Origin of the sequence: Pseudoalteromonas sp. ASV78 (genome assembly GCF_047806705.1) — a bacterium.
In the GTDB taxonomy this organism is placed as follows: Bacteria; Pseudomonadota; Gammaproteobacteria; order Enterobacterales; family Alteromonadaceae; genus Pseudoalteromonas; species Pseudoalteromonas prydzensis_A.
On sequence record NZ_JBLOPA010000002.1, the window covers coordinates 427,215 to 452,131 of the forward strand.

Sequence of the window (24,917 nt, forward strand, 5' to 3'; positions counted from 1 at the left end):
CGACTAAAGTAAGTGTTATAGTGTAACAAAATATATAGATTTACCACTCATGCTGCTGTGTTCAACTAAACCAATATATGACTGCAATCAAATTGTCATCATTAATGGCTAAGGTTTACTTACTATTAATAAAAGGTAGCCAGCTATGCCAACTATTTTTGTGATCAACCTCGCTCGCTCAACAGAGCGATTGGCAAACAGCCAGCGACAATTAGCCGCACATGGGCTAAGTTTTGAGCGTATAGATGCAATTGATGGGGCAACGCTTACGCCAGCACAAAGAGCAATTAATTACAGTCCTAGCCTCAATAAGCAAAAATACCACTACCCGCTCAGTGCTGGGCAAATCGGCTGTTATTTGAGTCATCGTAAAGCATGGCAAACTATCGTTGATAGGCAGCTTGATTACGCTATTGTGCTTGAAGATGACTTTATCTTAAAAAATGATCTCAACCATACAATCAAAAATATTGAACAAGCACCAATAGATTGGCAGATGATAAAATTATCGGCTTATCAAAACAGAACTCGCCCTATTGCCTACCAAGTTGCTTTACAGCATCACCAACACTTAGTGATCCATAAAAAGTTGATGACAGGCTGTTGTGCTACTGCAATCAGTTATCACGGTGCCAAACAATTATTAGCGGCCACGCAAACGTTTGGCCGTCCTGTTGATTGTGATCTACAGCATATATGGGAAACTCAAGTAGCTGGCTATTCGTTATTGCCTTATCCGTTTGGCCAAAATCATGAACAAGTCAGTGATATAAAATCTCGCAGCGCGGCCCGTGTTAAAAAATCATTTTTAGCACGAAAAGCTCAGCAATTAACCAGTGCGATTCACAATCACTATGCCACGGCGGCATTTATCAAAAAGACTAAACGCGCTTTAGCCGATGATCCTAAATACAAAAAAGGAGCCGCAGCTCCTTTTTACTCATAACCTAGAATCATTAAATAGTATTTATTTTTTAGCGAGGTTTGGGTGTTCTACACCCATCCATGCTTTAAATAACGCCATTTGCTCTGCTGTTGCATCTTTATTAGCAACTAGCTTTTTATCTTTATCAAAGTCTTCACTGAGTACTAATGTGGTGCTTTGCAGCGCATCACGGCGAATAAAATCAATGGTTACTTTATCCCCGGCTTTGAAGGTTTCTAAGCTTGCTGTTAAATCTTTGCCGACATGCTTTTTATTAATCGCGACAATTTTATCATCCGTCGTTAAACCTGCCTGCCAGGCAGCCCCCTCACGTCGCACATGAATTAAAGTAAGCAATTCACCGCTATTTTTTGCTAGAGCATCAACACTGGCAACAGCTTTAGCGCCTTTTGGACGCGCTAACTCTAAGCCTACTTTTTTAAATAAAGCGTCAAAATCGATTGCTGCGGGTGCATCAACATTAGTAGCCCACCACTGGCTGTAATCACGACCTGTTAACTGTTTTAAAATAGTTTTCACGTCAGTTGCAGTAAAGCCATGGGGCATCTTATATTGATTGTAAAGTGCGCGATGAACATCACGGTAGCTTTGCTTACCTTGGCTTTTATCAAGTAAATCGATATCTAAAGCCATTGAAATCAATGAGCCCTCTAAATAAATATTGGTGCTGTAGTTGCCTGCATGATCGCCACCTTGGTTGATCCACTTATCAAAGCTGGTTTCGCTGGCACTTTGCACTTCACGCCCTGGTGTTAATAAATGGCGATTAACCGTTTTAGTTAAGGTATTAAGAAATTCATCGGTGGTTGAAATACCTGAACGCACCATTAAGTGATCTTCAAAGTAACTGGTTGAGCCTTCAGCTATCCATAATAATTTATCGTAATTAATATGCGTGTAATCATAAGGCACTAAACCTTCTGGACGGTACGCTTTTACATTCCAAGTATGAATAAATTCATGGGCTGCTGTACTAATGAAAGCAAGGTAGTCTTCACGTGAGCCAAAGCGATCACGTGGACGTTGAATAATCGTCGAATTTAAATGCTCTGTAGCGCCACCGGCACCCGATGTTGCGTGTACCATAAATACGTAACGTTGGTATGGGTAATCATCCCAAATAACACTGCCCGTTGTTACTAATTTTTTAAGATCAGTAAGCATTTGCTCAACATCGTAGTTGCCCTCGCCCCAGATCACTAATTCGTAATCGCGGCCATCCACTGCAAACTTATGTAACTCGTTGATACCCGTTTCAATCGGTGAATCAACTAATACATCGTAATCAGCAGCTTTAAAACTATGTTTCGAACCGGCATTGTCCATCCCTGACACTGAACGCCATGCTTTTGGCACATCAAGCTTAACGGTAACCGGCTCTTGACGAAATGATTCACTGAACATAAAAAAGCCTGATGCATCAATAAATGCATGGCTGTCATCAATATGACGTGCACGCATGCCAAGCTCGTTAGCGTAAACTTGGTAATCAATATTTACTTCGGTTGGCTCATCAAGGTGAACACGCCATGTACTGGCATCCACTTTTTCCCATTTTAATGCTTTACCATTTTCGTCTTTAGCCTCAAAAAAACGCACCCCATTAGCCAGATTTAAAATTTCGTAACGGCCAGTACGCCACGCGGGTAATTTTACATCTAAATGTGCTTGCGCGGTTTGCGGAAATTCAACACTCACATCGCCTAAATGATGCTCAGGCTGAGTGACAGCAAGTGAATAATTAACATCGGCCCATGCCGAGTGAGATAATGCGGCTACTACCGACAAAGCTAAAAACGTTTTCATAAAGGCTCTTAATTCTTATATGCAGTGATTTTATTGTGTTTGAGCCTAACAACGATAATCGCAAATGTGAATTAAAAGCGATAAATTCACATGCGGATAGGTTCGATGAATAAAAATCACCAACAAATGCTAAGTTTTTGACTTAGTAACTACATTTGTGCAAATTTTGTTGTAAACTTACGCCATAAGAGATTTAATCAATGGCGGTAACTATTAGTGTCACAACAGCTCGAAGTTTTAAACAAAAAACTTAAACAAGCCATTGATACTCGCATGGTGATTGAACATGCACGAAAACATCAAGTAGACACGCTTAGCAACTTTGCTGCAAAGTTATCGCTAAGTTGTAAAGGCATGGATATTGAACTTGATAATCGCTTAGCCAAATTTCGTAGTGCCCTCACTAAAGGGGTGGATTTTGAATTATTCGCACCCCAGATTGATGAAATTCTCACACTGCTAAAAAACCAAGAGGCACAACAGGCCACACATCAGCGCGAACTGCACAATAGTGTCCTTGATGCTGGCAAGTTACTGCAAAAAACCAAAGGGCTACCTGATGATGCGCGCAGGACTTTGCGCCATTTGCTCGATCACGAACTCAATAACGTACAATCTACTCGGGATTTTATTCCGCTGCTTAATCGTTTGGTGACTATTTACCATCAGGCATTGCAAGTTAAACTCACGGTGCCTTCTACGCAACAAGCCGCAGTGCAACCTGCGCTTGCCAAAGAGCTGCTTAATTTAGCAAATGATTTGGTATTTGAAGATGAAGCCGCAGAGCAAGTAAAAACGATTAAAAATAATATTTCTGAAACCGATTCAGTCGACAATTTATTAACCGCTGCAATTGATATTATTAAAATTGTTGCGGGGAATATCAGTAAAGAACGTCAATCTGCGCAAAGCTTTTTAGTTTCGTTAAATCAAACCCTTGAAGAACTCCACCATTCAATAGTGGCGACGAGTAAACACTCTGAAGCTATGGGTGCAGAGTTTGCGGTACTGAATAAACGCATTGAAGGTAAAATTAATAATCTAACAATACAAACCCAAAATGCCACGTCAATTTCAGCATTAAAAGCACTCGTTGATAACGAATTAAAGTCGTTAAGCCAAGACTTAATTGAAAAAGAACGCCTTGAACAACAAGACCGCGAAATGTTATTAAACAATTTTCAAGGGATCAACCACCGTATCAATAACCTTGAAACTAAGTTATCAAAATATAAAAAAAGATTACACGAACAGCGCTTTAAAAGCTTACTTGATAGCTTAACAAAACTACCTAATCGGGCAGCGTTTGATGAGCGATTTAATCATGAGTTTCATTTATTTGCTGTACAAGAATCAGATGTTACATTAGTGGTGATTGATGTTGATCACTTTAAATCTATTAATGATCAATACGGCCACAGCGCAGGCGATAAAACCTTACAAGTGATTGCCAAAGCACTGCAAATGTCGATCCGTAAATCTGACTTTATCGCCCGCTATGGCGGTGAAGAATTTGTATTATTAATGCCTGGCATGCCTTTAGAATATGCCAGTCAAGCTATTGAGAAGTTAAGAAAAACGGTGAAAGGGATCCCGTTTAAGTTCAAAGATAAACAAGTAGAGATAACGATTTCTATCGGCGCGACTCAGTTTAAAAAAGGCGATACGCCATTGAGTGCTTTTGACCGCGCAGATGATGCTCTCTACAAAGCAAAAAATACCGGTCGTGACCGTATATGTATCAATAAATAATAGCGACCAACCACTGCTTCTAAAAGCAAGGAGAACGCCTATGTTAATACAGTTAAACCCGACAGGTGTGTTAGATTTACTGTCGCAACTCGAAGTTGATTTATTAGAACAATCGTCCACCAGCGAACGGTATAAGTTATTTAGAAATTGTGCGTTAGCTGTTCTCAATGTGGGCAGCCACACGGATTCAAGCTCAGAGATTTACAACAAATACGAAGATTTTGACATTCGTTTGATCAGTCGTGAACGCGGCATTAAAATAGAGCTACTCAACCCGCCAACAACCGCTTTTGTAGATGGTGAAATAATCACCGGTATTCACGAGCATATTTTTTCTGTTATTCGTGACATTTTGTTTATTTGTCAAAAATATGAAAAAGATTTAACCGAGCAAAAAGCCATTACGCATATGGTGTTTGATATGCTGCGTAATGCAGCTGCCCTGCGTGTTAATAGCGATCCAAGTATGATCGTCTGCTGGGGCGGCCATTCAATTAATGAAAACGAATATAAATACACTAAGCAAGTCGGCTACGAGCTTGGTTTACGTGGCTTAAATATTTGTACTGGTTGCGGCCCAGGTGCGATGAAAGGCCCAATGAAAGGCGCCACTATTGGCCATGCAAAGCAACGCAACACCAACAACCGTTATTTAGGCTTAACTGAGCCGAGTATTATTGCCGCCGAGCCACCGAATCCAATAGTAAATGAACTGGTTATCCTTCCTGATATTGAAAAACGCCTTGAAGCCTTTATACGCACCGCCCACGCCATAATTATTTTCCCTGGTGGCGCAGGTACTGCTGAAGAATTATTATATTTACTAGGTATTTTACTCCATCCAGATAACGCCAAGCAGTCATTACCCGTTATTTTAACTGGACCTAAAGAAAGTGAAAACTATTTTACTGAGCTATGCCAGTTTGTTGAAATGACGTTAGGCAAAGAAGCCCTCGATAAATTTGAAGTGATCATTGATAACCCTGAACTGGTTGCTATTAAACTAAAATCAGCGATGGCAAATGTTCGCGATTATCGTAAGAGCCAGGGGGATGCCTATTACTTTAACTGGACATTAAAAATCGTCAATGAATTTCAAAAGCCGTTCGCGCCAACGCATCAGAATATGGCCGCACTTGATCTACATTTAGGCCAAGAAAAGCAATTACTTGCAGCTAACCTGCGGCGCGCATTTTCCGGAATTGTTGCCGGTAATGTAAAAGATGAAGGTATCCAAGCAATTAAACAACATGGTCGGTTTGTTATTAGTGGGGAGCCAGCCTTAATGAAAGCAATGGACACACTACTACAAGCTTTTGTTGAGCAAGGAAGAATGAAGCTTCCTGGTAGTAATTATGTGCCGTGTTATGAAGTCAAAGCATAAGGGTTAATATATTCGTGTCAGGTCAGTTACTTTTAATCGATGCGCTTAATTTAATTAGGCGCATTTATGCAGTTGATAGTAATCAAAATAAAGGCAGTGATGAGCAAATGATAAATACGTGCTGCGCACGGGTTGCTCATGCGTGTGAAAAACTCATCAAGATCACCCAAGCAACCCATGCTATTGCAGTATTTGATGGCGATAAAAGCTGGCGTTATCATTATTACGCGCTGTATAAAAGTAGCCGTGCCCCCATGCCGACTACGCTAAAAAATTCATTAGATAAGTTTAAACACGCGATTGAACAAACCGGTATTGTGGTGTTTGCGCCAGTGAATGATGAAGCCGATGATATCATTGCAACCTTGGCCCATAAAATGGCTGAAAATCAGTTGTACTGCACGATTGTTTCCACCGATAAGGGATTTTTACCTAGTTTAAATAGCTATATCAATGTGTATGACTATTTTAAAAAAGAGTATGTAGATCACGCGTCAATCGAACAGCGTTTTGCTGTTAAGCAATCAAGGTTAATTGATTTTTGGGCTATGGCCGGTGATAAAACCAACGATATTCCAGGCATTAAAGGGATTGGCACAAAAACAGCCATTGCGATTATCAACAAGCATACGGATATAACACAAGCCGCTGAGGATGAAACGCTATCACCCGCAGTGCGCAAAAAGTTAGCCTCGGGGATGGCTGACTATATTACTTCTAAACATTTGGTTGGTTTACGTACAGATATTAATTTAGGCTTTAGTTTAAAGCAGTTAAGGCTCAATTAATCGCATTCTCATAGCACTGAATTTGAACTATGCGTATACTCAATTTAAGTCTCAGCGCAAGAGTGTAAAATGTTTAAGAAAGTTTTTCGCTATCTCATATTAGGTTTAGGCGTGTATGCCTTGATCGCCACGTTAGTCATCACTTTTTATAAAGATGATCCGCAGGCGATGTTGTGGCAAGACCGAGAAGCATTCAATAAACGTTATATCGCTAAGTTAAGTGTAGCAACACCGACGACCTTAAACACTGTTTTAGAGTATTTAGGCAGCCCCGATCTAACCTACGCTAAACGTGATAACGACCAAGTGTGGCAAATTATTTTTTACCGTACGCAACATGTCAAATCAGATGGGATCACGACAATGGACGAATGCACTGGTTTATTGTTTAAAAATGGTGAATTAATCTTGTGGGGACCAAGTGCATTTGATGTATTTGAGCAGCACGGTAGTTGATAAGCTATGGATAACCCCTGCGCGCAAGACCTAGTAAGCCTTTTTGAAAAAACTCATCAAGTGCTACGGTTTTATCATAATAAAAGTCAATGGCCACAGATTTATCCGCTGTTAAGCCAACTCGCTGAACAGTATTATACACTCTATAATTCACACCCAAATGCGATGCAAGCGCAGCTCGCTCTGTATCTAGATAGCCACGGCTACACAACAAACTTAGTAGTAAATCAATGTGTGATAATTAGTGCGTTGTGCCATTCTTTGAACTACGACAGTAAAATTACACAACTCCTAATTTGTGTGTGTTTAACGAATTATTTATGTGTGCAAACACAAACCAATAAATTGGCCCTGCGCCAACCATTGAACCTACAAGAAAAAAAACAGTGGCAATCTCGTCATCAGCTGGCAGTAAAATTACTGCAATCGGCTAATGTGCCAACAGAGCATATTGCGGGTATTTTAGCGCGCTTAAATAAATATAAGCAGGCGTTGTTAAGTACACCAAAAATCATGATTTACGATGGACCCACTACCTTAGTTGCGTTGGCAAATATTATGGCGATGAACATTACCTATCGCACGCAAAATGACCATATTGATATTTACAAAGCAGTGGCTGATATTTATATCCGTACCCCTAACCTTTTTGCTCAACAGGCATTAAAAGCGTTAATTGCTCATATAGGCCCCTACCTGCCAGGCTCTTTGATCCATTATCATGATCAGCAACTGACCTATATTGGCAAGGACTCCCGACAACGTCATTTGTTGATTGCGTTAAATGAACCACAAAAAACTAAATGGTATAGCGTAAAAGCCCGATTAGAATCGAATGCTAAACAACGTCCAAGTCAAGATAAACGATTGTTGTTCAGCGTGTGGTTCAATGAGCATATAGTGCTGCCTGTCGAAGTGGTTAACTTTGAAAAACAGCAGTTATTGATGTTGATAAGCCAAGTTAAAATACAAACAGAATATTCATACGGTGCACTTGCTAAATTGCTCAATAATCATTCTGCAACGATTGAATTACTCCGTGAAGCAGTGAAACCTTATAATAAAGAGTATCTACCGGGTAAAGACTTACGCCATTGTTTATCGATGGTAGGGTTATATAATGCGCCAGCGATCATTCAACAAGTGCTATTTGAGCAACTCGTAAATCACCAAGCGCATCCGCTGATGCAGCACGTACAGTTTCGCTTGCAGGCAATTATCCGCTTGTTAAATCTGCTCGTCAGTCATGATAAGCATAATCAGTTCGAGCATCTTGCGCTGCCGGTTTACGGCTATGTAAATTATTTAATTGAGTACTGTAGTACCACAATTAGTCGTAAAACCTTGTATGAAAAGCAGCTAAAAAGTGATGTAAGCATGCCATTTGCGTGGTTATTTGGGGTTACTATTGATGATAGTGAACAGCTAACTGCTTATTTGCTTGAGCTGTTAGGTGATAACCCATGGACGCACGCTTTATTAGATGCAGAGCAACAACAAAAACAACATTTATCTGCAGAGGCGCAATTATGGGTTGCGATAAAGCTCGTCGTTACTAAGGTATTTCAGCCAGACGCAATACAAAGTAGCTGGCAAACACATACTTTTGAACAGGTGCTAAAACGCCTTGATTGGCAATCAAGTGAACAGTTTTATACCCAGATACCGAGCTTAGGTTTAAGTAACAGTGTATGAATACTTATTAGACATTGTGACTAATTTAGCGCGTTTTCGCGGGTTTTACTGGCAAAAAGTTGAATAAATTGCTATAAAAGCCGCTTACATTTTCAAACTCATTCACGTAAATAATCTAACAAGTAATCGCTTAATACCAATCGTGTTAAGTTACTAGCCATTTATAGCGACAGATAAATAGAGTGATAACAAGGCATAAATTTCGACATGTAGTTGTTCTACTTGAGAAATTCATAACGCAGTTAGCGCTTTATTTAGCACGCTAGAATGGTTAAATATTTAAGCCGATTGGTATAATAATGCGACACATTTACGTGCATTTCTAACTCGTAATAGGAAAAGTTCATGGCCAAACAAACCATCACAGTGATCAAAGGCGACGGCATCGGTCCGAGTATTATTGATTCAGCCCTTGAGATCTTAACAGCCGCAGGGTGCGATTTTGATTATGAATTCGTTGATGCAGGTCTTGCAGCCCTAGAAAAAACCGGTGAATTATTACCACAAGATACCATTGATACTATTGCGCGTAATAAAATAACTCTTAAAGGCCCACTAACAACACCAGTTGGTGAAGGTTTTACTTCAATTAATGTAACCTTACGTAAGCAATTTGGTTTATATGCCAATGTTCGCCCAGTAAAATCATTTGTTGGTACTAAAGCACGTTATGAAGATATTGATATCATCACTGTACGTGAAAATACCCAAGGTATGTATTCTGGTTTAGGCCAAGTAACCTCTGAAGATGGCAACGAAGCACAAGCGATGTCTATGATCACCCGCGAAGGTGCTGAAAAAATCGTTACTTTTGCCTACGAGCTTGCAGTACGTGAAGGCCGTAAAAAAGTAACCGCGGTTCATAAAGCTAATATTTTAAAATCAACCTCTGGTTTATTCTTAAAAGTAGCCCGTGAAGTGGCAGAGCGTTACCCTGAAATTGAATCAACTGAAATGATTGTTGATGCAACCTGTATGAAACTGGTAATGAGCCCAGAAGAGTTTGACGTTATTGTTACTACAAACCTGTTTGGTGATATTTTATCAGATCTATGTGCTGGTTTAGTTGGCGGCTTAGGTATGGCACCAGGTGCTAATATTGGTGAAGATGCAGCTATCTTTGAAGCCGTTCACGGCAGCGCACCGGATATTGCAGGTAAAAACTTAGCTAATCCAACCTCTGTTATTTTAGCATCGATTCAAATGCTGGAGCATTTAGAAATGGGCGACACTGCAGAGCGTATCCGTAGTGCTGTAGCAGATGTGATCAAAACAGGCGATCGTACTACACGCGATTTAGGCGGCAGTCACGGTACAACTGATTTCACTCAAGCTGTTATCGACCGTTTATAAACTAAACCTAGATCATTAAGATTATAATAAAAAGCCAGTGTTTACTGGCTTTTTGTCACTTAATTATGCTTGGCTCTTCCTCAGTAAACTGAGCGGTAGCAGTAACAATAGCCAAAAGATAGTTCCGCCACTGGAGCCTGAACTAGTTACTTGTTTTTTTACTGCCACTTGAAGTTCAATTGCTGGCAGTGTTTCCTTTATACCGCTAACAGATGTATCGGATACCGTGAGCGTGACGATGTAATTGCCTTCTTGGCTGAATGTATGAGTAGGGTTTGCCAGTTCACTCACTATACTGCCATCTCCAAAATCCCAGCTATAAGTGTAATTATTAAACCCGCCTTTGGTATCACTGTTAAAATTAACCAGCAAATCTTTTGCGCTGTAACGGGCCTGTGCTGTAAGTAACACATTTGCCGACACTTGGGTTGCAAAAGACTGCATAGCACCATTTGCATCAGTTACAATAACGCTCAAGGTATAGTCACCACTGTATTGATAACTGTGGTTAATGCTCTGCCCTTTCGCAGTTACGCCATCCCCTAACTGCCATGCATAGTCATAAGGTGCTTGACCACCTGAAATAGTGACTTGTGCAGTTACATTACCTTTGTCTATCTTGGTATCAACACTGGAAATTAATAACGGCTTAGCAAACACTACAGTCATCGATTCTTGAAACTGCTGCCCTTGTTCATTAGTACGAGTAAAACCCACGGTGTAGCTGCCGTAATTAGCGAATGTATGCGTTGGGTTTAATTGTTCGCTGCTTTGGCCGTCGCCAAACTGCCAGTTAAAACTATCTGTTGGGGTTAACGCCATACCTTTAATTTCAAAACTCGCTTCGAGATCATTAATCACGGCACTGATCCCCGATTGCGGCGTATAGCCTAACTTTAACTCTATTGAGCTATTATCGACAGCTTGATCAACGATAGAAAAATTAAAACCAAACGGTGAAATTTTCACCCCGGAGGCTGGTTGTTCAGCAAAACTGTAATCATTATTATCATTAAATTCTGCTATACCTGCTAACTGCGTATCACCTAGCCCTTGGCGCTGATCATAAAGACTAAACGCGGCATCACGTAATTGGATTGCGGTACTGGCAGGTGCGCTGCTATGCCCTTTTGCTATAGCATTCTGATCAGCATCAACAACCAAGATAAACCCTTCACCAATATGCTCTGGGGTATTATTATCTGAATACTGTTCGTTTGCAGACCAAAGCAATAAACCCGGTGAATACTGCTCAACTTGTAAACCACTATCAATTCCTAAATGACTGCGTAATTGTAAATAGTAATGTTGTGGCTTGGCATAAGTGTACGCGCTAACACGGCTAAAACCATTTAGCTGCCCAGACGATACTTGCTCTGCATTATCTTGCCAAACGCGCGTGTCCCCCTGGGTGATCGCCATATCATCAACCACGAAGCCAAAATAATTAGTATAAATATCAGTCTGATAAGTAAGGCTCAGAGTAATACTCTGCCCTGCAAAATCTGATAAATCAAAACGATGGCGTAAATAGTTATTGGGTTGCTGACTACCAAGTACAGAGCTTGATGAACCTGTGATGTAATGACCTAGTTGCTCATAAAAAGGATTAGTTGCGTTCGTATACTGAGATGCCATTGCTTGGCCATTAACCAAGACTTGCACGTAATCATAATCTACCTCAATACTATAATACGCACTTAAATCAAGATAGGTTGGCGCCTCACTTGCTGGTATGTCAATTGTAAACGTCATACTGTGTGCAATATTGTCACCACTGTCCGAATAGTATTGAAAACGCCCTTCTACCGCGGGATAAAACGATTTTAACTTTGCTGGTAAAGTGATTTTTAGCTGATTAAGTTGCTGCGCTGTACCACTGCTGTGACGAAGTATCTGCTGTTGATTTTCTGCAATCTCGTTCAACGCAAGATTGTTTTGATTAAGCCAATTACCTTGATAACGATTTTGTAAATATTCAAGCGCATAAGGACTGAACATTACCGGCTGCGAGCCACTTGGTGATCCTGCCCAGCTACCCCCCGACATCACAGACCAAAGCGCGACAGGCTCACCAAGCGCACTGCCGGTTAAATCATATTCATCTGGTAGCCCTAAATCATGGCCAAATTCATGAACTACCACACCTATTCCGGCATCAATTGGGTTAATCGTATAACCAAATAAACGAATATTACTGCCATCCACCGCACTTGGCTGATTGTTTTGATCGTACACATAAAAACGATGTGACCAAATTGCATCAGTACCCAGTACACCACCGCCGGCTTCTTCACCAATACTAGAGTGAAAAATCATCACATGATCGATGATCCCATCAGGTTCATTTGTTATGCCATCACCATCACGATCATCTAAATCGGTTAAATCATAATCGGCTAAATTGATATTAAATTTGGCTACCGCTTTTTCTACCGCTTCATGCACTAAACTCGGCGCATCAATATCATTATTATCGCCTTGACGAGCACCATAAGTTTTAGCCTCATTATCTGCCCTTACCCAGCCATAGACTTTACCTGTAAAAGCTAAACTTTCCCCTGAAGCTTGCTGATAATATTGATACGCAGTTTGTAAAGTTTGCTGTTGCGGTCCTGTATACCCGTCAGTGGCAAACAACATTTGTTGATAGTGCTCAAGGTTGTAGTCTGCATAGTACATATCAGTATCAGCAGCCACTAAGCCATTATCATCATGTGGTAAATCAGCAAAATCAATTAAAATGGCGAGTACCTTAACGGTATTTTTTTGCTCATTAGGTAACTGACTAGACACACCAGCCATGCGCTTTGCCATTATCCGCTGTTGATTTAATATTGCCGGTGTGCGTTGTCGGTGAAAAAGCTGCGTCCCGCCCTGACCAATATAATCAGTTAACACTGCTTGCGGATCGGACTGGTCATTAAGTTGCCCGCGTTTATCTAACCAATAGAGGATCCGCTCTTTGTTGATTACACCAATGTCGGTTGGACTGCTTGATTGCGGTTTTGCCACAGTCGGTTGACTTAACGATGCCAAGATCAAGGCGAACAACAATGGGGCGTATTTCACTTTATCACCTACTTACAATTTTGTAGCTGCTATGATAGCGAACAATTTAAAAAGGTACATGTTATTTTATGACACCAGCAACAAAATAACTCGCTTACGATAAATCGCATAATTTCTTTTATTTTTGTCATTTTAATTACAAATTAAAGCAACTTTAAAATAAAAATACATTTAATTTGCAAATTTAATGCAAGTTTTCAAATTCTCGGTTGACATCGAATAGCAAAAGCTTTAAAAATAAGGGTATTAAAATTAGTGAATGAGTTGTGCTCTTTTAGTAGCGCAATGTCATGAGCCATTACAGAATTTATAACAACACAAATAGAAGCAAAATAGCGCTATGAATAATCAACGTCACCTTGTCAATGTACTCGTACTGGTCTTAGTCTTAAGCCCAGCGGGGATGTATTAGAAGGTGAACACGCTTTTTAAAAACCCCCGCTTTTAGCGGGGGTTTTTTTATGTATTTAAAATACAATACCATTGCGATTAGAGAGCGAAAGAGTGAACACACTTAATCGGTTATTTTAACAAAGGTATTAGGCACGCAGAGGAATGAGGATGAGTACACAACAATATAATGGCTCCGAACTAGTTGTTCAGGCATTAACAGCATTGAAGGTAAAATATATATTTGGCTACCCTGGTGGCTCGGTATTAGATTTGTATGATGCATTATTTCAACAAGATGATGTTGAACATATTCTAGTGCGCCATGAACAAGCTGCAACCCATATGGCTGATGGTTACGCCCGCGCCACCGGCGAAGTGGGCGTTGTTTTAGCAACTTCAGGCCCTGGTGCTACCAATTGTATTACTGGGATTGCAACCGCCTATATGGATTCAATTCCAATGGTAGTGCTATCGGGTCAAGTACCCACTAACTTAATTGGTGATGATGCGTTTCAAGAAACCGATATTGTTGGTTGCTCACGACCTATCGTTAAACACAGTTTTAACTGTCGTAGCGCAAAAGATATTCCAACCATTTTGGCTAAAGCTTTTTATATTGCCAGCACAGGCCGCCCTGGTCCTGTGGTTGTAGAATTACCAAAAGATATGTTGAACCCTGCCCTTAAATTTGATTTTCAGTTCCCTGCAACAACCGATCTTAGAACCTACAGCCCAAATACCAAAGGCCACCCAAAACAAATTCGCAAAGCAGTCACGGCTATCTTAGAGGCAAAAAAATTAGTCATCTATTCTGGTGGCGGGATTGTTATTTCAAATACCTCAGAGCAATTAACCCACTTGGTTGAGTCACTCAATGCCCCAATCACGAATACTTTAATGGGGTTAGGTGGCATTTCCGGTGTTCACCCTAATTTTGTCGGCATGCTTGGTATGCATGGTAGCCTTGAAGCAAACAAAGCGATGGCAAATGCGGATGTTATTTTAGCATTAGGTGCGCGCTTTGATGACAGGGTAACCAATAACGTTAAAAAATTCTGTCCGAACGCCACCATTGTACATGTTGATGTCGATCCAACCTCGATTTCTAAAACCATTAAAGCACACATACCAGTAGTCGGTTGTTTATCAACGGTACTTGAGCAATTACAAACGGCCATAGATAAGAGCCCGATTAAAATTGACCGTAGCGCTCAAGAAGATTGGTGGCGTCAAATCATCAGTTGGCGTGAGCAAAAATGCTTAAGCTACAATCATGAAGGTGACAAAATTAAGCCACAGGCGGTAATTGAGGCAATTTATAAAGCCACCAATGGCGATGCTTATATTAGCTCTGATGTTGGTCAACATCAGATGTTTGCAGCGCAGTACTACCCGTTTAAAAACCCGCGGCAATGGATAAACTCTGGCGGCCTTGGCACCATGGGCTTTGGCTTACCAGCTGCAATGGGGGTAAAACTCGCTTTTCCAGATAAAGAATCTGTATGTGTAACCGGCGATGGTTCAATTCAAATGAACATCCAAGAGCTATCAACCTGTTTGCAATATAACTTAGCTGTAAAAGTAGTATCACTGAATAACCGCTCTCTTGGTATGGTTCGTCAATGGCAAGACATGGTTTATGGTGGTCGTCATTCATCATCTTATATGGAATCCCTCCCTGACTTCGTAAAGCTTGCTGAGAGTTATGGTCATGTGGGCATTCGCGTAAACACGCTTGAAGAACTACAACCTGCTATCGATAAAGCAATGGCGATAACTGATCGTTTAGTATTCTTAGATATTCTGGTTGATGAAAATGAACATGTTTACCCAATGCAAATTAAGCTTGGGGCAGTTGATGACATGTGGTTACGTAAAGGAGTGAAAGCATAATGCGTCGTATCTTATCTATTTTACTTGAGAATGAACCAGGCTCGCTATCACGCATCGTTGGCCTGTTCTCACAACGCGCCTACAACATCGATAGCTTAACCGTAGGCACAACGGACGATCATTCATTGTCACGTATCACCATCACCACTATGGGCGATGACCGAGTCGTTGAGCAAATCACCAAACAGCTGAATAAGTTAGTCGATGTATTAAAAATTATTGATCTGACTGAAATGGCGCACATCGAGCGAGAACTGTTATTAGTTAAAGTATTTGCCCAAGATGAAGCTAAACGTGCAGCAGTAACCCGTGTCGTTAATGTGTTTCAAGGTACGATTTTAGACATGGGCCGTAACAGCTACACATTACAGCTGGTTAGTAGCACTGATAAAATTGAATCGTTTTTAGATACTCTACGACATGAAACCGATATAGTCGAAGTCGTTCGCTCTGGTGCAGTTGGCATTGGTCGCGGTGATAAAGCACTCAAAGCATAAATGGGTGATACAAAAAAAGGGCTAACTAGCCCTTTTTTATTTAACCAATTTAATTTATTAAGGATTAACTTGATCTTTAAGACCTTTACCCGCTTTAAAGCTTGGGATAGTTGCCGCTGAAATTTGAATTTCTGCACCAGTTTGTGGATTACGGCCAGTACGTGCAGCACGTTCTTTTACAGAGAAAGTACCAAAACCAACGAGTGCAACTGAATTACCCTCTTTTAAAGAAGAAGTAACAGCACCAGTGAATGCATCAAGTGCACGTGTTGCTGCTGCTTTAGAGATTTCTGCATCAGTAGCGATTTTTTCAACTAATTGAGCTTTATTCATTTGTTAAATTCCTATTCGTTATTATTTTGCCTTCGCAAAACCTATCTTTATGCATTTTTTAAGGATTGGCAACAGCAAATTGCCTTTTTTGCGTAAATTCTTAAAAAATGAGCAAATTTTAAATAATTGCCCAAGTAAATACTGATTTAAACATTAACCAACAGTGAATATAATCACTAATTAACACAATCAATATGACAATTTTTTTATCATTCCACTTTTTCGATAACTAAGGTCACTTCCCCGACCTCAATGCCAAACTTATCAATAGCTGTGCGGTTAATCAAGCGCGATTGTGTAACCAAGTACATCCAATCATCTAAATTAACTTCGATGGTGTCATCGCCATAGGGTAATTCGAGCGTATATTGCCAGTGAAACACACTGCCATTGCTTTTACCTTTGGCTAGGCCAATCACGTCTGAGGCGGTGCCGGTTAAACTATTGTCGGCATTAAGTGTTATATTCCACACGCGACGCTGAGTTTCACCATCATCGTAAACAAAGTCTTCTTCTATTACGCCCTGATTGCCATCCCAGCTAGCGTTCATATCAACCACCATCTTACGAGTTAATTCACCGCTATAATCCTGCACAACACCATAGGCTTTCAACTTGCCATTAAAAAATTGCTTAAAATTAAATTCTGGCTCACTGCCCTGATAATGTTCCACATCTGGAGCAACACAGCTGACTAATAAAATACAAAAAAGTAATATGAATGTTGAAGTTAGCTTGTTCATTTTTGCTCCCCGATTAATTGTTTACGCATTTTCGGCTCAGAGGTTTGCGGCGATAACCAAATGGCTAAAAAGTTATCAGCAAACTCACTGTCCTCAATGCCACCCAACTTTGTATCATTATGATAAAAAGTGCCAACCCCTTGCATATCCGTGATAAATGACAGTGTTTCTCCTTCTTTGATATCAGGCCATAACGCAAGCAGCTGTTGGTCAAATTTACCAAGCAACTGCGTTTTGCCTAAATGTTGCCACTGCTCATTAGTGGCTTTAACAATGTCTTTAGCAGCAAAGTCCCTTAAATAAGTTAACGATAACTTGCTCGGATGTTGGCCAAACTGATATTGCCCTGTAGGAGTGGCAAGTTTTGCATCGTAGACATCCCAAAAATAATATTCAAAACGGCTCTGTCCTACCTGTTTAAACTCAGCAGACAAACTATTCATTGATAACAGCAATAACGGGATACTTAGCAAAGAAACGATAGATTTACGCATAACTGATCCTTTTAATAATAGCCATTGATAGGTAATTAGTGCTCTGATTGATCGCCTAAATGAAGATATGTAGCAATTTTTTTATTCACAAAAATAATGCAATTAAACATCAGCGCCCAGCTAAGGCCATACACTAACCAAAAAAGCCACAATGGTTGGGTAATGGAGAGCACTTCAAATCGCGCCCCAGCCCAGTAACTTGCCGGTGCGAATATAGCGCACACAACAACTGATAAATACCAAGGTAGACGGGTTAAAAACTGCATTGACGTGTTTACGGTCAAAAGCAGTGCGCTCCACAGTAATATAAACCAAATGGGGTAAGGGCTTGATTTAAATCCTAGCAAACCAAGTTGAACCATGAGGTATTCAAAACCGAGCGCGATGATCAGGCCAACCAGCAAAATAAGCGAATCCTGCTTAAGTTGTTTAGATAACAGCAGCATCAGCACTAACACCGCCGCAATAGGAAAATTTGCATTGTTTTCAAGGAGTAAGGCCATAAACCAAACCCCTTGAAAAAGTGCAAAATTAATAACCGAGTGCAATATCATCCCCTGAGTGGCTAAAACGAGGTTTACGCGCCACTAAGTGTACGGTACTGGTTACTCGAGTACGAAATGCACCTTCACAGTACGCTAAATAGAACAACCATAAGCGATAAAAACGCTGATCAAACTTTACTTTGTCAATTTCTGGCCAGCTTGCGATAAACCGTGTTCGCCAATCCGCTAAGGTTCTTGCATAGTGAACACCAATGTCTTTAATACTGTGCACAACCATATCGGTTTGTTGTTTGATTTGCTTATTCATTTCGTCAATACACGGTAGGCAGCCGCCAGGAAAAATATATTGTTGAATAAAGTCTGAGTTCTTTAAATAATGCTGATAGCGTTGATCGCCGATAGTGATTGCTTGGATCAGCATAGCACCAGATTCTTTTAATAACTGATCGCACTTTTGGAAAAAGCTTGGCAAAAATTCATGGCCAACGGCTTCAATCATCTCAATTGAAACAAGCTTGTCATAACGCCCTTCGAGTAAGCGGTAATCTTGCTTCAGTAGAGTGATTTTATCTTCAAGCCCTAATTCAGCTATTTTATCAGCCACATAGGTATGCTGCTCATCAGAAATCGTGGTGGTGGTAACATGGCAACCGTAATGGGTTGCCGCATGGATCGCAAACGCCCCCCAGCCAGTGCCAATTTCAATCACTGTGTCGCCGTGCTGTAAATCAACTTGCTGACAAATTAAATCCAGTTTATGACTTTGTGCTTGCTCAAGGGTTGCGTCTTTTGATGGGTAAACAGCACTGGAATAAAGCATTTCAGTGCTTAAAAACGATGCATAGAGATCGTTGCCTAAATCATAATGAGCGACAATGTTCTTTTTCGAACCATGTTGCGAGTTTTTATTTTTAAAGTGATTAAGGCGAAAGTAGATATTGCTAAAAAATGCAAATTTCTTCTCAAAGGCATCTAGTTCAGCCTGATTGATTGCAAAAATCTCAATCAGTGCGGTTAAATTATCGCAGTCCCAATGGCCAAGAATATAGGACTCCCCCGCGCCGACACTGCCAGACAAAGCAAATGCTTTATACATTGCAGCATCATTCACGGTTAACTGCACTTTGAGCTGGCTGTGTTGATCACCAAAATGCACAACATCATTGCCATGAACTACAGTAATATGGCCAACTTTGAGGCTGCTAAACGCACCAAATACAAGCTTTTTATACACTTTTACTAGCCAATCGCGCGATTGCCCACTTTCTAAATTGGACACTTTTTCCATAACTTCACCTAAAATTTAATTGCAGTATCTCAACTGCCGTTACCTGAATGACCTATAAAAGGCACGCGCTTACAAAACAACTTAAAAGCATGGACGTAAATACCTTTAAAAATACTCCACGTCATTGCTGGAAACTGTTTTAACAAGCGACTGATCGTTGCCTTAGTTAACGTATGTCGTTCAAGCCTCAGTGTGGCGTCAAACAACAATTGGTCATCTTTTTTATTTTCAATATGTATCATGGTGTTATCTTTATTAAAGCGGATATGCCAATGATAGTTCATATCAAGATCCATAAAAGGTGATACGGAAAAAGCTTTTTTAAAGTTCACTTTTTTTTCAAGCGGTACTAAATAGTAATGCCGTTCATTCCACGGGGTATTACTCACCTCAGCAACCATGTAAGTAAAGTCGCCCGCTGCAGTTTGATAAAAGTAGAAATTTACTGGGCTAAAATACACGCCAAAGCAACGTAACTGCCCGAGCATATAAACACCAGTAAATGAGTCTGAGACGCCAAGCTGAGCGATTCTAGCAAGCGCACGTTGGCTTATTGTTTGTTGCGGTTGATCTGCGTATTCAAGGTAGTCTTGTTGACAAAATTTTAGTGCCTTCAATCCTTTAGTGCCAAGCCAAGGATGAACGCCGTCTAAACAATCCGGCGCCATTAAATCAACCCACATCATGTACATGGGGTATTTAAAATGATGTGCTTTAACAGCAAATCGGCGGTGCTTTACATCGCCAATATACACCGCGCTAGTCAAATTTAACTCCAAGTTGACGTGCTACATCGACCGCACTTTTCACACCATCTTCATGAAAACCGTTGTACCAATATGCACCGCAGAAAAAACTATTATTAACGCCATCAATCAACGGCTTTTGCTGCTGAGCTGCAATAGATACTTTGTTAAACACCGGATGATGGTAAGTAAATTCACGTAAAATTTTTGCTCTATCAATACCCTCACGATGATTCAAAGTCACGCAAAACTGAGTATCACTTTGTATACCTTGCAGAATATTCATTTGATAGGTAACCACTGCGGCTTTGTCAGTGTTGTCATTTAGCAAGTAATTCCAACTGGCCCATGCCGCTTTACGCTTTGGTAATAAACCCGTATCTGTGTGTAGGATCACCGAGTTTTCAGTGTATGGGATGGCACCGAGTACGCGTTGCTCGTCCGCTGTGGGGTTATCAATTAAGGCCAGCGCTTGATCTGAATGACAGGCAAAAATCACTTTATCAAACGCTTCACTGTGCCCATCAGCAAACTCGATAGCAATCATTTGCTCATCACGTTTTATCGTGCTGATATGACTATTGAGTTTTATTTTATCAGCAAAACCTTCGATTAATGGGGCTATGTATTCACGCGAACCGCCAGGGATCACATACCACTGCGGGCGGTTAGTAATATCAAGTAAGCCATGATTAAAAAAGAATTTAACAAAAAATTCCACTCCAACATAACTCATTTTTTTAATACTGGTAGACCAAATGGCCGCGCCCATCGGTAAAATATAGTGATAACGAAAGAAGTCGTTAAAACCGTGTTGGTCGAGCAATGCAGCTAACGTTTGCCCTTGCTGGTATTGATCCGCTGCGTGTAATGATTTACATAATTTATTAAAGCGCACAATATCACTGAGTAATTTCCAAAAGCGAGGGCGAAAAATGTTACGTTTTTGGGCAAATAAACTCGTAAAGGTATGGCCATTGTATTCAAAACCCGTTTGCTCATTATGAACACTGAAACTCATTTGCGTGGGTTGGCGCTGCACACCAATACGCTTAAGTAATTTCTCAAAATTAGGATAAGTACGATCATTAAAAACAATAAACCCAGTGTCTATTGCGTATTCACTGCCGTCTACTTGTACATCGACTGTCGCGGTGTGGCCACCAATGTAATTATTTTTTTCAAAGACTGTGACATCGTACTTTTTATGGAGTAATTGTGCACAACTTAAGCCGGCGATACCCGACCCTATAATGGCGATTTTTTTCAACGCGTTAATCCTTTTGCAAGCTTAAGCCATAACGGTAATGGCAGTATGCGTAAACATTTCAAAATGAGGGTAAACCGATACGGAAAATGCACTTCTTTACGTCTTTTTGCCACGCCTTTAATAATATAATCAGCCGCTTTTTCAGCACTGACGGCCATTGGCATAGGAAAGTCGTTTTTCTCTGTGAGTGGCGTTTTCACAAAGCCAGGGTGCACTAACGTAACATCAATATCTTCTAAATCAATGGCTAAGCATTTAGCTAAGTAACTGACTCCCGCCTTTGACGCGCCATAAGCTTCAGAGCGCGGCAGTGGTAAATAAGTGACGCTAGAGCTGACCAGCACCAGCTGACCACCGGCTTTAATTTTAGGTAGCAGTGCTTCAAGGCAATAACCGATACTGAGTAAATTAGTGGTCACTACACGGGCAAATAATTCGCTGTCGAAATTACGGGCATCGTCGATATACTCACAATTACCGGCATTTAAAATCACTCGGTCTAAATCTGGATAGGCAGCGGTAGCAAGGCGTATCTGCTGTATTTCGGTGGTATCGAATTGACATGCTTGGATATTCTCAAACTGTGCAAGTGCATTGAGTTTATCAATATTTCGACCACACGCGATCACAGTATCACCCGCACTTGCGTATTGTTTTGCTAATTGCTCACCGATCCCTGAGGTCGCACCGGTTATCAAAGTGATCATGATTGAACTGCCCTTTTGTCTATGTATTTAATAACAGAGCCAAGGAGTGGAATATGGCGATACAACAAAGCGCCAACGTCGAAATAATCTCGATGGCTAATAATTTTCTCATCCGCAAAGCGTAAGTAGCTGTGCCCTGCAACACTTATCTGCTGTGCCCCATTGAGCTTAGGGTGCGCGTATTGCATTGTCCAATACACAAATGCTTTATCATCAGTGCTAATAGCATCGCTGATGATAAATTTGCAGTAAGACAGGTTACTATAAAGGCCTGAAAAATAGTCAGTTAATTCAGTTAAGCCACTGATCTGATGCAACGGATCTTGAAACACAATATCTTGATGGTAAATATCATCCAATAAGAATAAATTGTCTTTATTGAGTGACTGATAAACTTCAATAAACTTTTCCGTTTTGTGGTTACCCATGTCATACCTTAAATGCGTCAAGTGCTCGTTGGCGAGCCGCTTTGTGATCTACAATTGCAGGCCAGTACTGGTTTTTATCACTTCCCTGTAGTGCTAAATAAGCATGCGGAAAGTGAATATGCTTGTCCGGTACCGACGTAAGCTCTGGTATATACTTACGAATGAACTTACCTTCTGGATCAAAACGTTCACTTTGGGTAATGGGGTTAAATATTCTGAAATAAGGCTGTGCATCACAACCAGTACTTGCCGCCCACTGCCAGCCACCATTGTTTGACGCTAAATCACCATCAATTAGGTGCTGCATAAAAAAGCGCTCTCCTTTGCGCCAATCAATTAGCAAATGTTTGCTCAAAAAGCTGGCGACCACCATGCGCAATCGATTATGCATCCAACCCGTTTGTAACAGTTGCCGCATCGCGGCATCAACTAACGGGTAACCTGTTTTACCTTGGCACCAAGCAGTAAACTCAACGTCATCACTGCGCCACTGTACGGGGTCATACTTTTCATTAAAGTTTTGATATTTGTTGAGTTTTGGATAAGCGACGATTAAATGGCGATAAAACTCACGCCACACTAATTCGTTCACCCAAGTAAATAAATTGCTTTTAGAGCTGCTTAACACATCGATATGCTGTTGCTGTACCAAGGCGATTAATTGATGAACGCTGACAATCCCCAAAGCTAAATACGGGCTTAAGCCCGATGTGCCTTTAATACTTGGTATATCTCGCTGCTCTTTATAGCTGAGTAACTTGTCGCTGATAAAACGACCACAAATTTGACTGAGAGACTCGTCATCAACAGGCCATTTATGGGAAGAATTATCTGTGCTAAGTAACGCTGAACCGTGCCAAGTAACTGCGCTGAACATAGTTGCGGGGCTCTGAAAATAAAAATGCGTGTCTTGATACTGCTTTAACCAAGCATTTTTAAATGGCGTAAATACTTTAAACATTTCACCACTTTGATTAACAACCGTGCCTGGCGGGGCAATCACATCGCCATCAAATAAGTTCACTGAAACGGCAAGTTCATCACACTGTTTTAAAAAAGCGCGATCACGCTCAACTTCATTAATTTCATACTCTTTATTCGCATAGATGCTTGATACAGAGTGTTGCTGGCAAAACTGCTTTAGCTGCTGCACACAACCGCTATAATCGCCACCATCAATAATATGTAATGTAATACCGTTATCAGCCAATAATTGGCCTAAGTAGGCTAGCCTACGTTTGAGTAAATCAATCTGGATCGGCGCAACACCATGGCGCTGCCATTGTTGCTCAGTAATAAAAAAAACAGCCTCTTTGCAGCCATTTTCGATTGCTTGATAAAGGGCGTGGTTATTAAAAAGGCGCAGATCGCGCCTAAACCAAAATACAGTGTTCATTAAATTCCGTAGCGTAATTTTAGTTCGTTGGGATAAGGGTTAAAGTACACTTGCTTTGCTAAATACTCATTTGGGTGCACCTTTAAATGGTGTTTTAACAGTGTCAGTGGTACGTACAAGGGCACTAAACCACCACGGTACTCATCAATTGCATCGCGTAGTTCTTGTTTTTCAATTTTAGACAACTGTTTTTTAAAGTAACCCTGTAAGTGCATCAAGGTATTACTGTTATTCTTACGTGATGCGGGCTTTTTTAACGCCGCCATTAAGCCACTTATATAACTATCTGCAAGGGCTTCAAAGTCACGACCTTCGTAGGTACCAAGTAAGTTACCTAACTCTCGATAAGCCTGATAATTATGGGCCATTAACAAGTATTTATATTGTGCGTGAAATTGTGTTAAACGATGAACCGTCACAGCTTGCTCGCGCAGTAATTGCCAATTTTTGTAGGTAAACACCCGCATTACAAAGTTTTCGCGTAGATGTATATCGTTTAGTCGGCCATTTTCTTCACACGGTAATAATGGATTGTGGGCCATTATTTGCTGAGCAAAAAAGCCGACCCCTTCGGAGGTATTACCGGTGCCAGCCTCATTGTATATTTTGATCCGTTCCATACCGCAACTAGGGCTTTTAGCACAAAAAACAAAACCGCTTAATTGTGCCGCCTGCTCTGTGGCAACTTTTTTACCGTACTCTGTCAATTGTGGGCCAACATCACCACTGCCGTCAGGACGGCACACTTTAATAGTTGTACCTACTTTAACTTGTCTAATTGTCGGTCTTGGGATCGGTAGACCTACCGCCACTTCAGGACAAAAACGTTTATATTCAACATGTTTTGCCAACTCATCCATACAAAAGTTAGATTTTTTATGGCCGCTGTCAAAGCGTACTTTTTCACCTGCGAGGCAGGCACTGATACCTATTTTAATACTCGATTGCGCCATGATATTCCTAGTAAATAG

22 protein-coding genes are annotated in these 24,917 nt (G+C 40.7%); 9 read left to right on the forward strand and 13 right to left on the reverse strand.

Annotated elements, in window-relative coordinates; genetic code table 11:
- Nucleotides 1-145: 145 nt before the first annotated feature.
- Nucleotides 146-946, forward strand: a complete 801-nt coding sequence (locus ACMVDV_RS19980; protein ID WP_416159381.1) for a glycosyltransferase family 25 protein — start codon at nucleotides 146-148, stop codon at nucleotides 944-946.
- 21 nt (nucleotides 947-967) lie between these two features.
- Here the strand turns inward: ACMVDV_RS19980 and ACMVDV_RS19985 are convergent, their stop codons facing one another.
- On the reverse strand, nucleotides 968-2,752 hold the full coding sequence (locus ACMVDV_RS19985; protein ID WP_416159382.1) for a M61 family metallopeptidase: 1,785 nt from the start codon (nucleotides 2,750-2,752) through the stop codon (nucleotides 968-970).
- 216 nt (nucleotides 2,753-2,968) lie between these two features.
- Here ACMVDV_RS19985 and ACMVDV_RS19990 point away from each other — a divergent pair, with 216 nt between their 5' ends.
- The 6 genes from ACMVDV_RS19990 to ACMVDV_RS20015 all read left to right on the forward strand — a co-directional run bounded on the left by ACMVDV_RS19990 (nucleotide 2,969) and on the right by ACMVDV_RS20015 (nucleotide 10,180).
- A complete protein-coding gene (locus tag ACMVDV_RS19990; RefSeq protein ID WP_416159383.1) occupies nucleotides 2,969-4,504 on the forward strand; it encodes a GGDEF domain-containing protein in 1,536 nt (511 codons plus the stop codon).
- A 40-nt stretch (nucleotides 4,505-4,544) separates the two neighbouring features.
- Nucleotides 4,545-5,888 carry a nucleotide 5'-monophosphate nucleosidase PpnN gene (gene ppnN, locus ACMVDV_RS19995; RefSeq protein WP_304183699.1) on the forward strand — a complete coding sequence of 448 codons (1,344 nt, stop codon included), beginning with the start codon at nucleotides 4,545-4,547 and terminating at the stop codon, nucleotides 5,886-5,888.
- A gap of 14 nt (nucleotides 5,889-5,902) precedes the next feature.
- Nucleotides 5,903-6,676 (forward strand): flap endonuclease Xni, encoded by a 774-nt coding sequence (gene xni, locus ACMVDV_RS20000; RefSeq protein WP_416159384.1) that lies wholly within the window; start codon nucleotides 5,903-5,905, stop codon nucleotides 6,674-6,676.
- 69 nt (nucleotides 6,677-6,745) lie between these two features.
- A complete protein-coding gene (locus ACMVDV_RS20005) occupies nucleotides 6,746-7,132 on the forward strand; it encodes a DUF3192 domain-containing protein (RefSeq protein ID WP_304183702.1) in 387 nt (128 codons plus the stop codon).
- Between the two features lie 6 nt (nucleotides 7,133-7,138).
- Nucleotides 7,139-8,827, forward strand: a complete 1,689-nt coding sequence (locus ACMVDV_RS20010) for a hypothetical protein (protein ID WP_416159385.1) — start codon at nucleotides 7,139-7,141, stop codon at nucleotides 8,825-8,827.
- A 345-nt stretch (nucleotides 8,828-9,172) separates the two neighbouring features.
- Entirely contained in the window at nucleotides 9,173-10,180 is a 1,008-nt protein-coding gene (locus ACMVDV_RS20015) for an isocitrate dehydrogenase (protein ID WP_416159386.1), read from the forward strand.
- A gap of 63 nt (nucleotides 10,181-10,243) precedes the next feature.
- On the opposite strand, the gene ACMVDV_RS20020 is transcribed toward ACMVDV_RS20015, so the two are convergent.
- Nucleotides 10,244-13,252 carry an immune inhibitor A domain-containing protein gene (locus ACMVDV_RS20020; protein ID WP_416159387.1) on the reverse strand — a complete coding sequence of 1,003 codons (3,009 nt, stop codon included), beginning with the start codon at nucleotides 13,250-13,252 and terminating at the stop codon, nucleotides 10,244-10,246.
- 561 nt (nucleotides 13,253-13,813) lie between these two features.
- Here ACMVDV_RS20020 and ACMVDV_RS20025 point away from each other — a divergent pair.
- Together ACMVDV_RS20025 and ilvN are read left to right on the forward strand one after the other, a co-directional pair.
- On the forward strand, nucleotides 13,814-15,538 hold the full coding sequence (locus tag ACMVDV_RS20025) for an acetolactate synthase 3 large subunit (protein WP_416159388.1): 1,725 nt from the start codon (nucleotides 13,814-13,816) through the stop codon (nucleotides 15,536-15,538).
- A complete protein-coding gene (gene ilvN, locus ACMVDV_RS20030) occupies nucleotides 15,538-16,035 on the forward strand; it encodes an acetolactate synthase small subunit (protein WP_304183713.1) in 498 nt (165 codons plus the stop codon). Before ACMVDV_RS20025 ends, ilvN begins: the two co-directional genes overlap by 1 nt.
- A gap of 57 nt (nucleotides 16,036-16,092) precedes the next feature.
- Here the strand turns inward: ilvN and ACMVDV_RS20035 are convergent, their stop codons facing one another.
- The 11 genes from ACMVDV_RS20035 to ACMVDV_RS20085 all read right to left on the reverse strand — a co-directional run bounded on the left by ACMVDV_RS20035 (nucleotide 16,093) and on the right by ACMVDV_RS20085 (nucleotide 24,899).
- Nucleotides 16,093-16,368 carry an HU family DNA-binding protein gene (locus tag ACMVDV_RS20035; RefSeq protein ID WP_145235830.1) on the reverse strand — a complete coding sequence of 92 codons (276 nt, stop codon included), beginning with the start codon at nucleotides 16,366-16,368 and terminating at the stop codon, nucleotides 16,093-16,095.
- Nucleotides 16,369-16,577: 209 nt separating this feature from the next.
- Entirely contained in the window at nucleotides 16,578-17,111 is a 534-nt protein-coding gene (locus ACMVDV_RS20040) for a DUF3833 domain-containing protein (RefSeq protein ID WP_416159389.1), read from the reverse strand.
- The gene (locus tag ACMVDV_RS20045) at nucleotides 17,108-17,605 is read right to left on the reverse strand and encodes a chalcone isomerase family protein (RefSeq protein ID WP_414704848.1); all 498 of its coding nucleotides are present in this window, start codon (nucleotides 17,603-17,605) and stop codon (nucleotides 17,108-17,110) included. Before ACMVDV_RS20045 ends, ACMVDV_RS20040 begins: the two co-directional genes overlap by 4 nt.
- 35 nt (nucleotides 17,606-17,640) lie before the next feature.
- Complete coding sequence (locus ACMVDV_RS20050; RefSeq protein WP_416159390.1) at nucleotides 17,641-18,159, reverse strand: DUF2878 domain-containing protein; 519 nt, start codon at nucleotides 18,157-18,159, stop codon at nucleotides 17,641-17,643.
- The gene (locus tag ACMVDV_RS20055) at nucleotides 18,137-19,399 is read right to left on the reverse strand and encodes a class I SAM-dependent methyltransferase (protein WP_416159391.1); all 1,263 of its coding nucleotides are present in this window, start codon (nucleotides 19,397-19,399) and stop codon (nucleotides 18,137-18,139) included. The genes ACMVDV_RS20050 and ACMVDV_RS20055 overlap by 23 nt, the downstream gene beginning before the upstream one ends.
- 29 nt (nucleotides 19,400-19,428) lie before the next feature.
- A complete protein-coding gene (locus tag ACMVDV_RS20060; RefSeq protein WP_416159392.1) occupies nucleotides 19,429-20,166 on the reverse strand; it encodes a DUF1365 domain-containing protein in 738 nt (245 codons plus the stop codon).
- Nucleotides 20,159-21,415 carry an NAD(P)/FAD-dependent oxidoreductase gene (locus ACMVDV_RS20065; protein ID WP_416159393.1) on the reverse strand — a complete coding sequence of 419 codons (1,257 nt, stop codon included), beginning with the start codon at nucleotides 21,413-21,415 and terminating at the stop codon, nucleotides 20,159-20,161. Before ACMVDV_RS20065 ends, ACMVDV_RS20060 begins: the two co-directional genes overlap by 8 nt.
- Nucleotides 21,412-22,122 carry an SDR family NAD(P)-dependent oxidoreductase gene (locus ACMVDV_RS20070; protein WP_304183725.1) on the reverse strand — a complete coding sequence of 237 codons (711 nt, stop codon included), beginning with the start codon at nucleotides 22,120-22,122 and terminating at the stop codon, nucleotides 21,412-21,414. Before ACMVDV_RS20070 ends, ACMVDV_RS20065 begins: the two co-directional genes overlap by 4 nt.
- Nucleotides 22,119-22,550 (reverse strand): nuclear transport factor 2 family protein, encoded by a 432-nt coding sequence (locus ACMVDV_RS20075; RefSeq protein ID WP_416159394.1) that lies wholly within the window; start codon nucleotides 22,548-22,550, stop codon nucleotides 22,119-22,121. The genes ACMVDV_RS20070 and ACMVDV_RS20075 overlap by 4 nt, the downstream gene beginning before the upstream one ends.
- Nucleotide 22,551: 1 nt before the next feature.
- Entirely contained in the window at nucleotides 22,552-23,946 is a 1,395-nt protein-coding gene (gene phrB / locus ACMVDV_RS20080; protein ID WP_416159395.1) for a deoxyribodipyrimidine photo-lyase, read from the reverse strand.
- On the reverse strand, nucleotides 23,946-24,899 hold the full coding sequence (locus ACMVDV_RS20085) for a YbgA family protein (protein WP_416159396.1): 954 nt from the start codon (nucleotides 24,897-24,899) through the stop codon (nucleotides 23,946-23,948). The genes phrB and ACMVDV_RS20085 overlap by 1 nt, the downstream gene beginning before the upstream one ends.
- Nucleotides 24,900-24,917 lie beyond the last annotated feature (18 nt).

Coding starts and splice junctions, on each gene's coding strand:
- ACMVDV_RS20050 (WP_416159390.1), bottom strand. CDS start 18,159: ATGATATTGCACTCGGTTATTAATTTTGCACTTTTTCAAGGGGTTTGG.
- phrB (WP_416159395.1), bottom strand. CDS start 23,946: ATGAACACTGTATTTTGGTTTAGGCGCGATCTGCGCCTTTTTAATAAC.
- ACMVDV_RS19980 (WP_416159381.1), top strand. CDS start 146: ATGCCAACTATTTTTGTGATCAACCTCGCTCGCTCAACAGAGCGATTG.
- ACMVDV_RS20055 (WP_416159391.1), bottom strand. CDS start 19,399: ATGGAAAAAGTGTCCAATTTAGAAAGTGGGCAATCGCGCGATTGGCTA.
- ACMVDV_RS20010 (WP_416159385.1), top strand. CDS start 7,139: ATGGATAACCCCTGCGCGCAAGACCTAGTAAGCCTTTTTGAAAAAACT.
- ACMVDV_RS19985 (WP_416159382.1), bottom strand. CDS start 2,752: ATGAAAACGTTTTTAGCTTTGTCGGTAGTAGCCGCATTATCTCACTCG.
- ACMVDV_RS20045 (WP_414704848.1), bottom strand. CDS start 17,605: ATGCGTAAATCTATCGTTTCTTTGCTAAGTATCCCGTTATTGCTGTTA.
- ACMVDV_RS20025 (WP_416159388.1), top strand. CDS start 13,814: ATGAGTACACAACAATATAATGGCTCCGAACTAGTTGTTCAGGCATTA.
- ilvN (WP_304183713.1), top strand. CDS start 15,538: ATGCGTCGTATCTTATCTATTTTACTTGAGAATGAACCAGGCTCGCTA.
- ACMVDV_RS20070 (WP_304183725.1), bottom strand. CDS start 22,122: ATGATCACTTTGATAACCGGTGCGACCTCAGGGATCGGTGAGCAATTA.
- ppnN (WP_304183699.1), top strand. CDS start 4,545: ATGTTAATACAGTTAAACCCGACAGGTGTGTTAGATTTACTGTCGCAA.
- ACMVDV_RS20040 (WP_416159389.1), bottom strand. CDS start 17,111: ATGAACAAGCTAACTTCAACATTCATATTACTTTTTTGTATTTTATTA.
- ACMVDV_RS20085 (WP_416159396.1), bottom strand. CDS start 24,899: ATGGCGCAATCGAGTATTAAAATAGGTATCAGTGCCTGCCTCGCAGGT.
- ACMVDV_RS20005 (WP_304183702.1), top strand. CDS start 6,746: ATGTTTAAGAAAGTTTTTCGCTATCTCATATTAGGTTTAGGCGTGTAT.
- ACMVDV_RS20035 (WP_145235830.1), bottom strand. CDS start 16,368: ATGAATAAAGCTCAATTAGTTGAAAAAATCGCTACTGATGCAGAAATC.
- ACMVDV_RS20075 (WP_416159394.1), bottom strand. CDS start 22,550: ATGGGTAACCACAAAACGGAAAAGTTTATTGAAGTTTATCAGTCACTC.
- ACMVDV_RS20015 (WP_416159386.1), top strand. CDS start 9,173: ATGGCCAAACAAACCATCACAGTGATCAAAGGCGACGGCATCGGTCCG.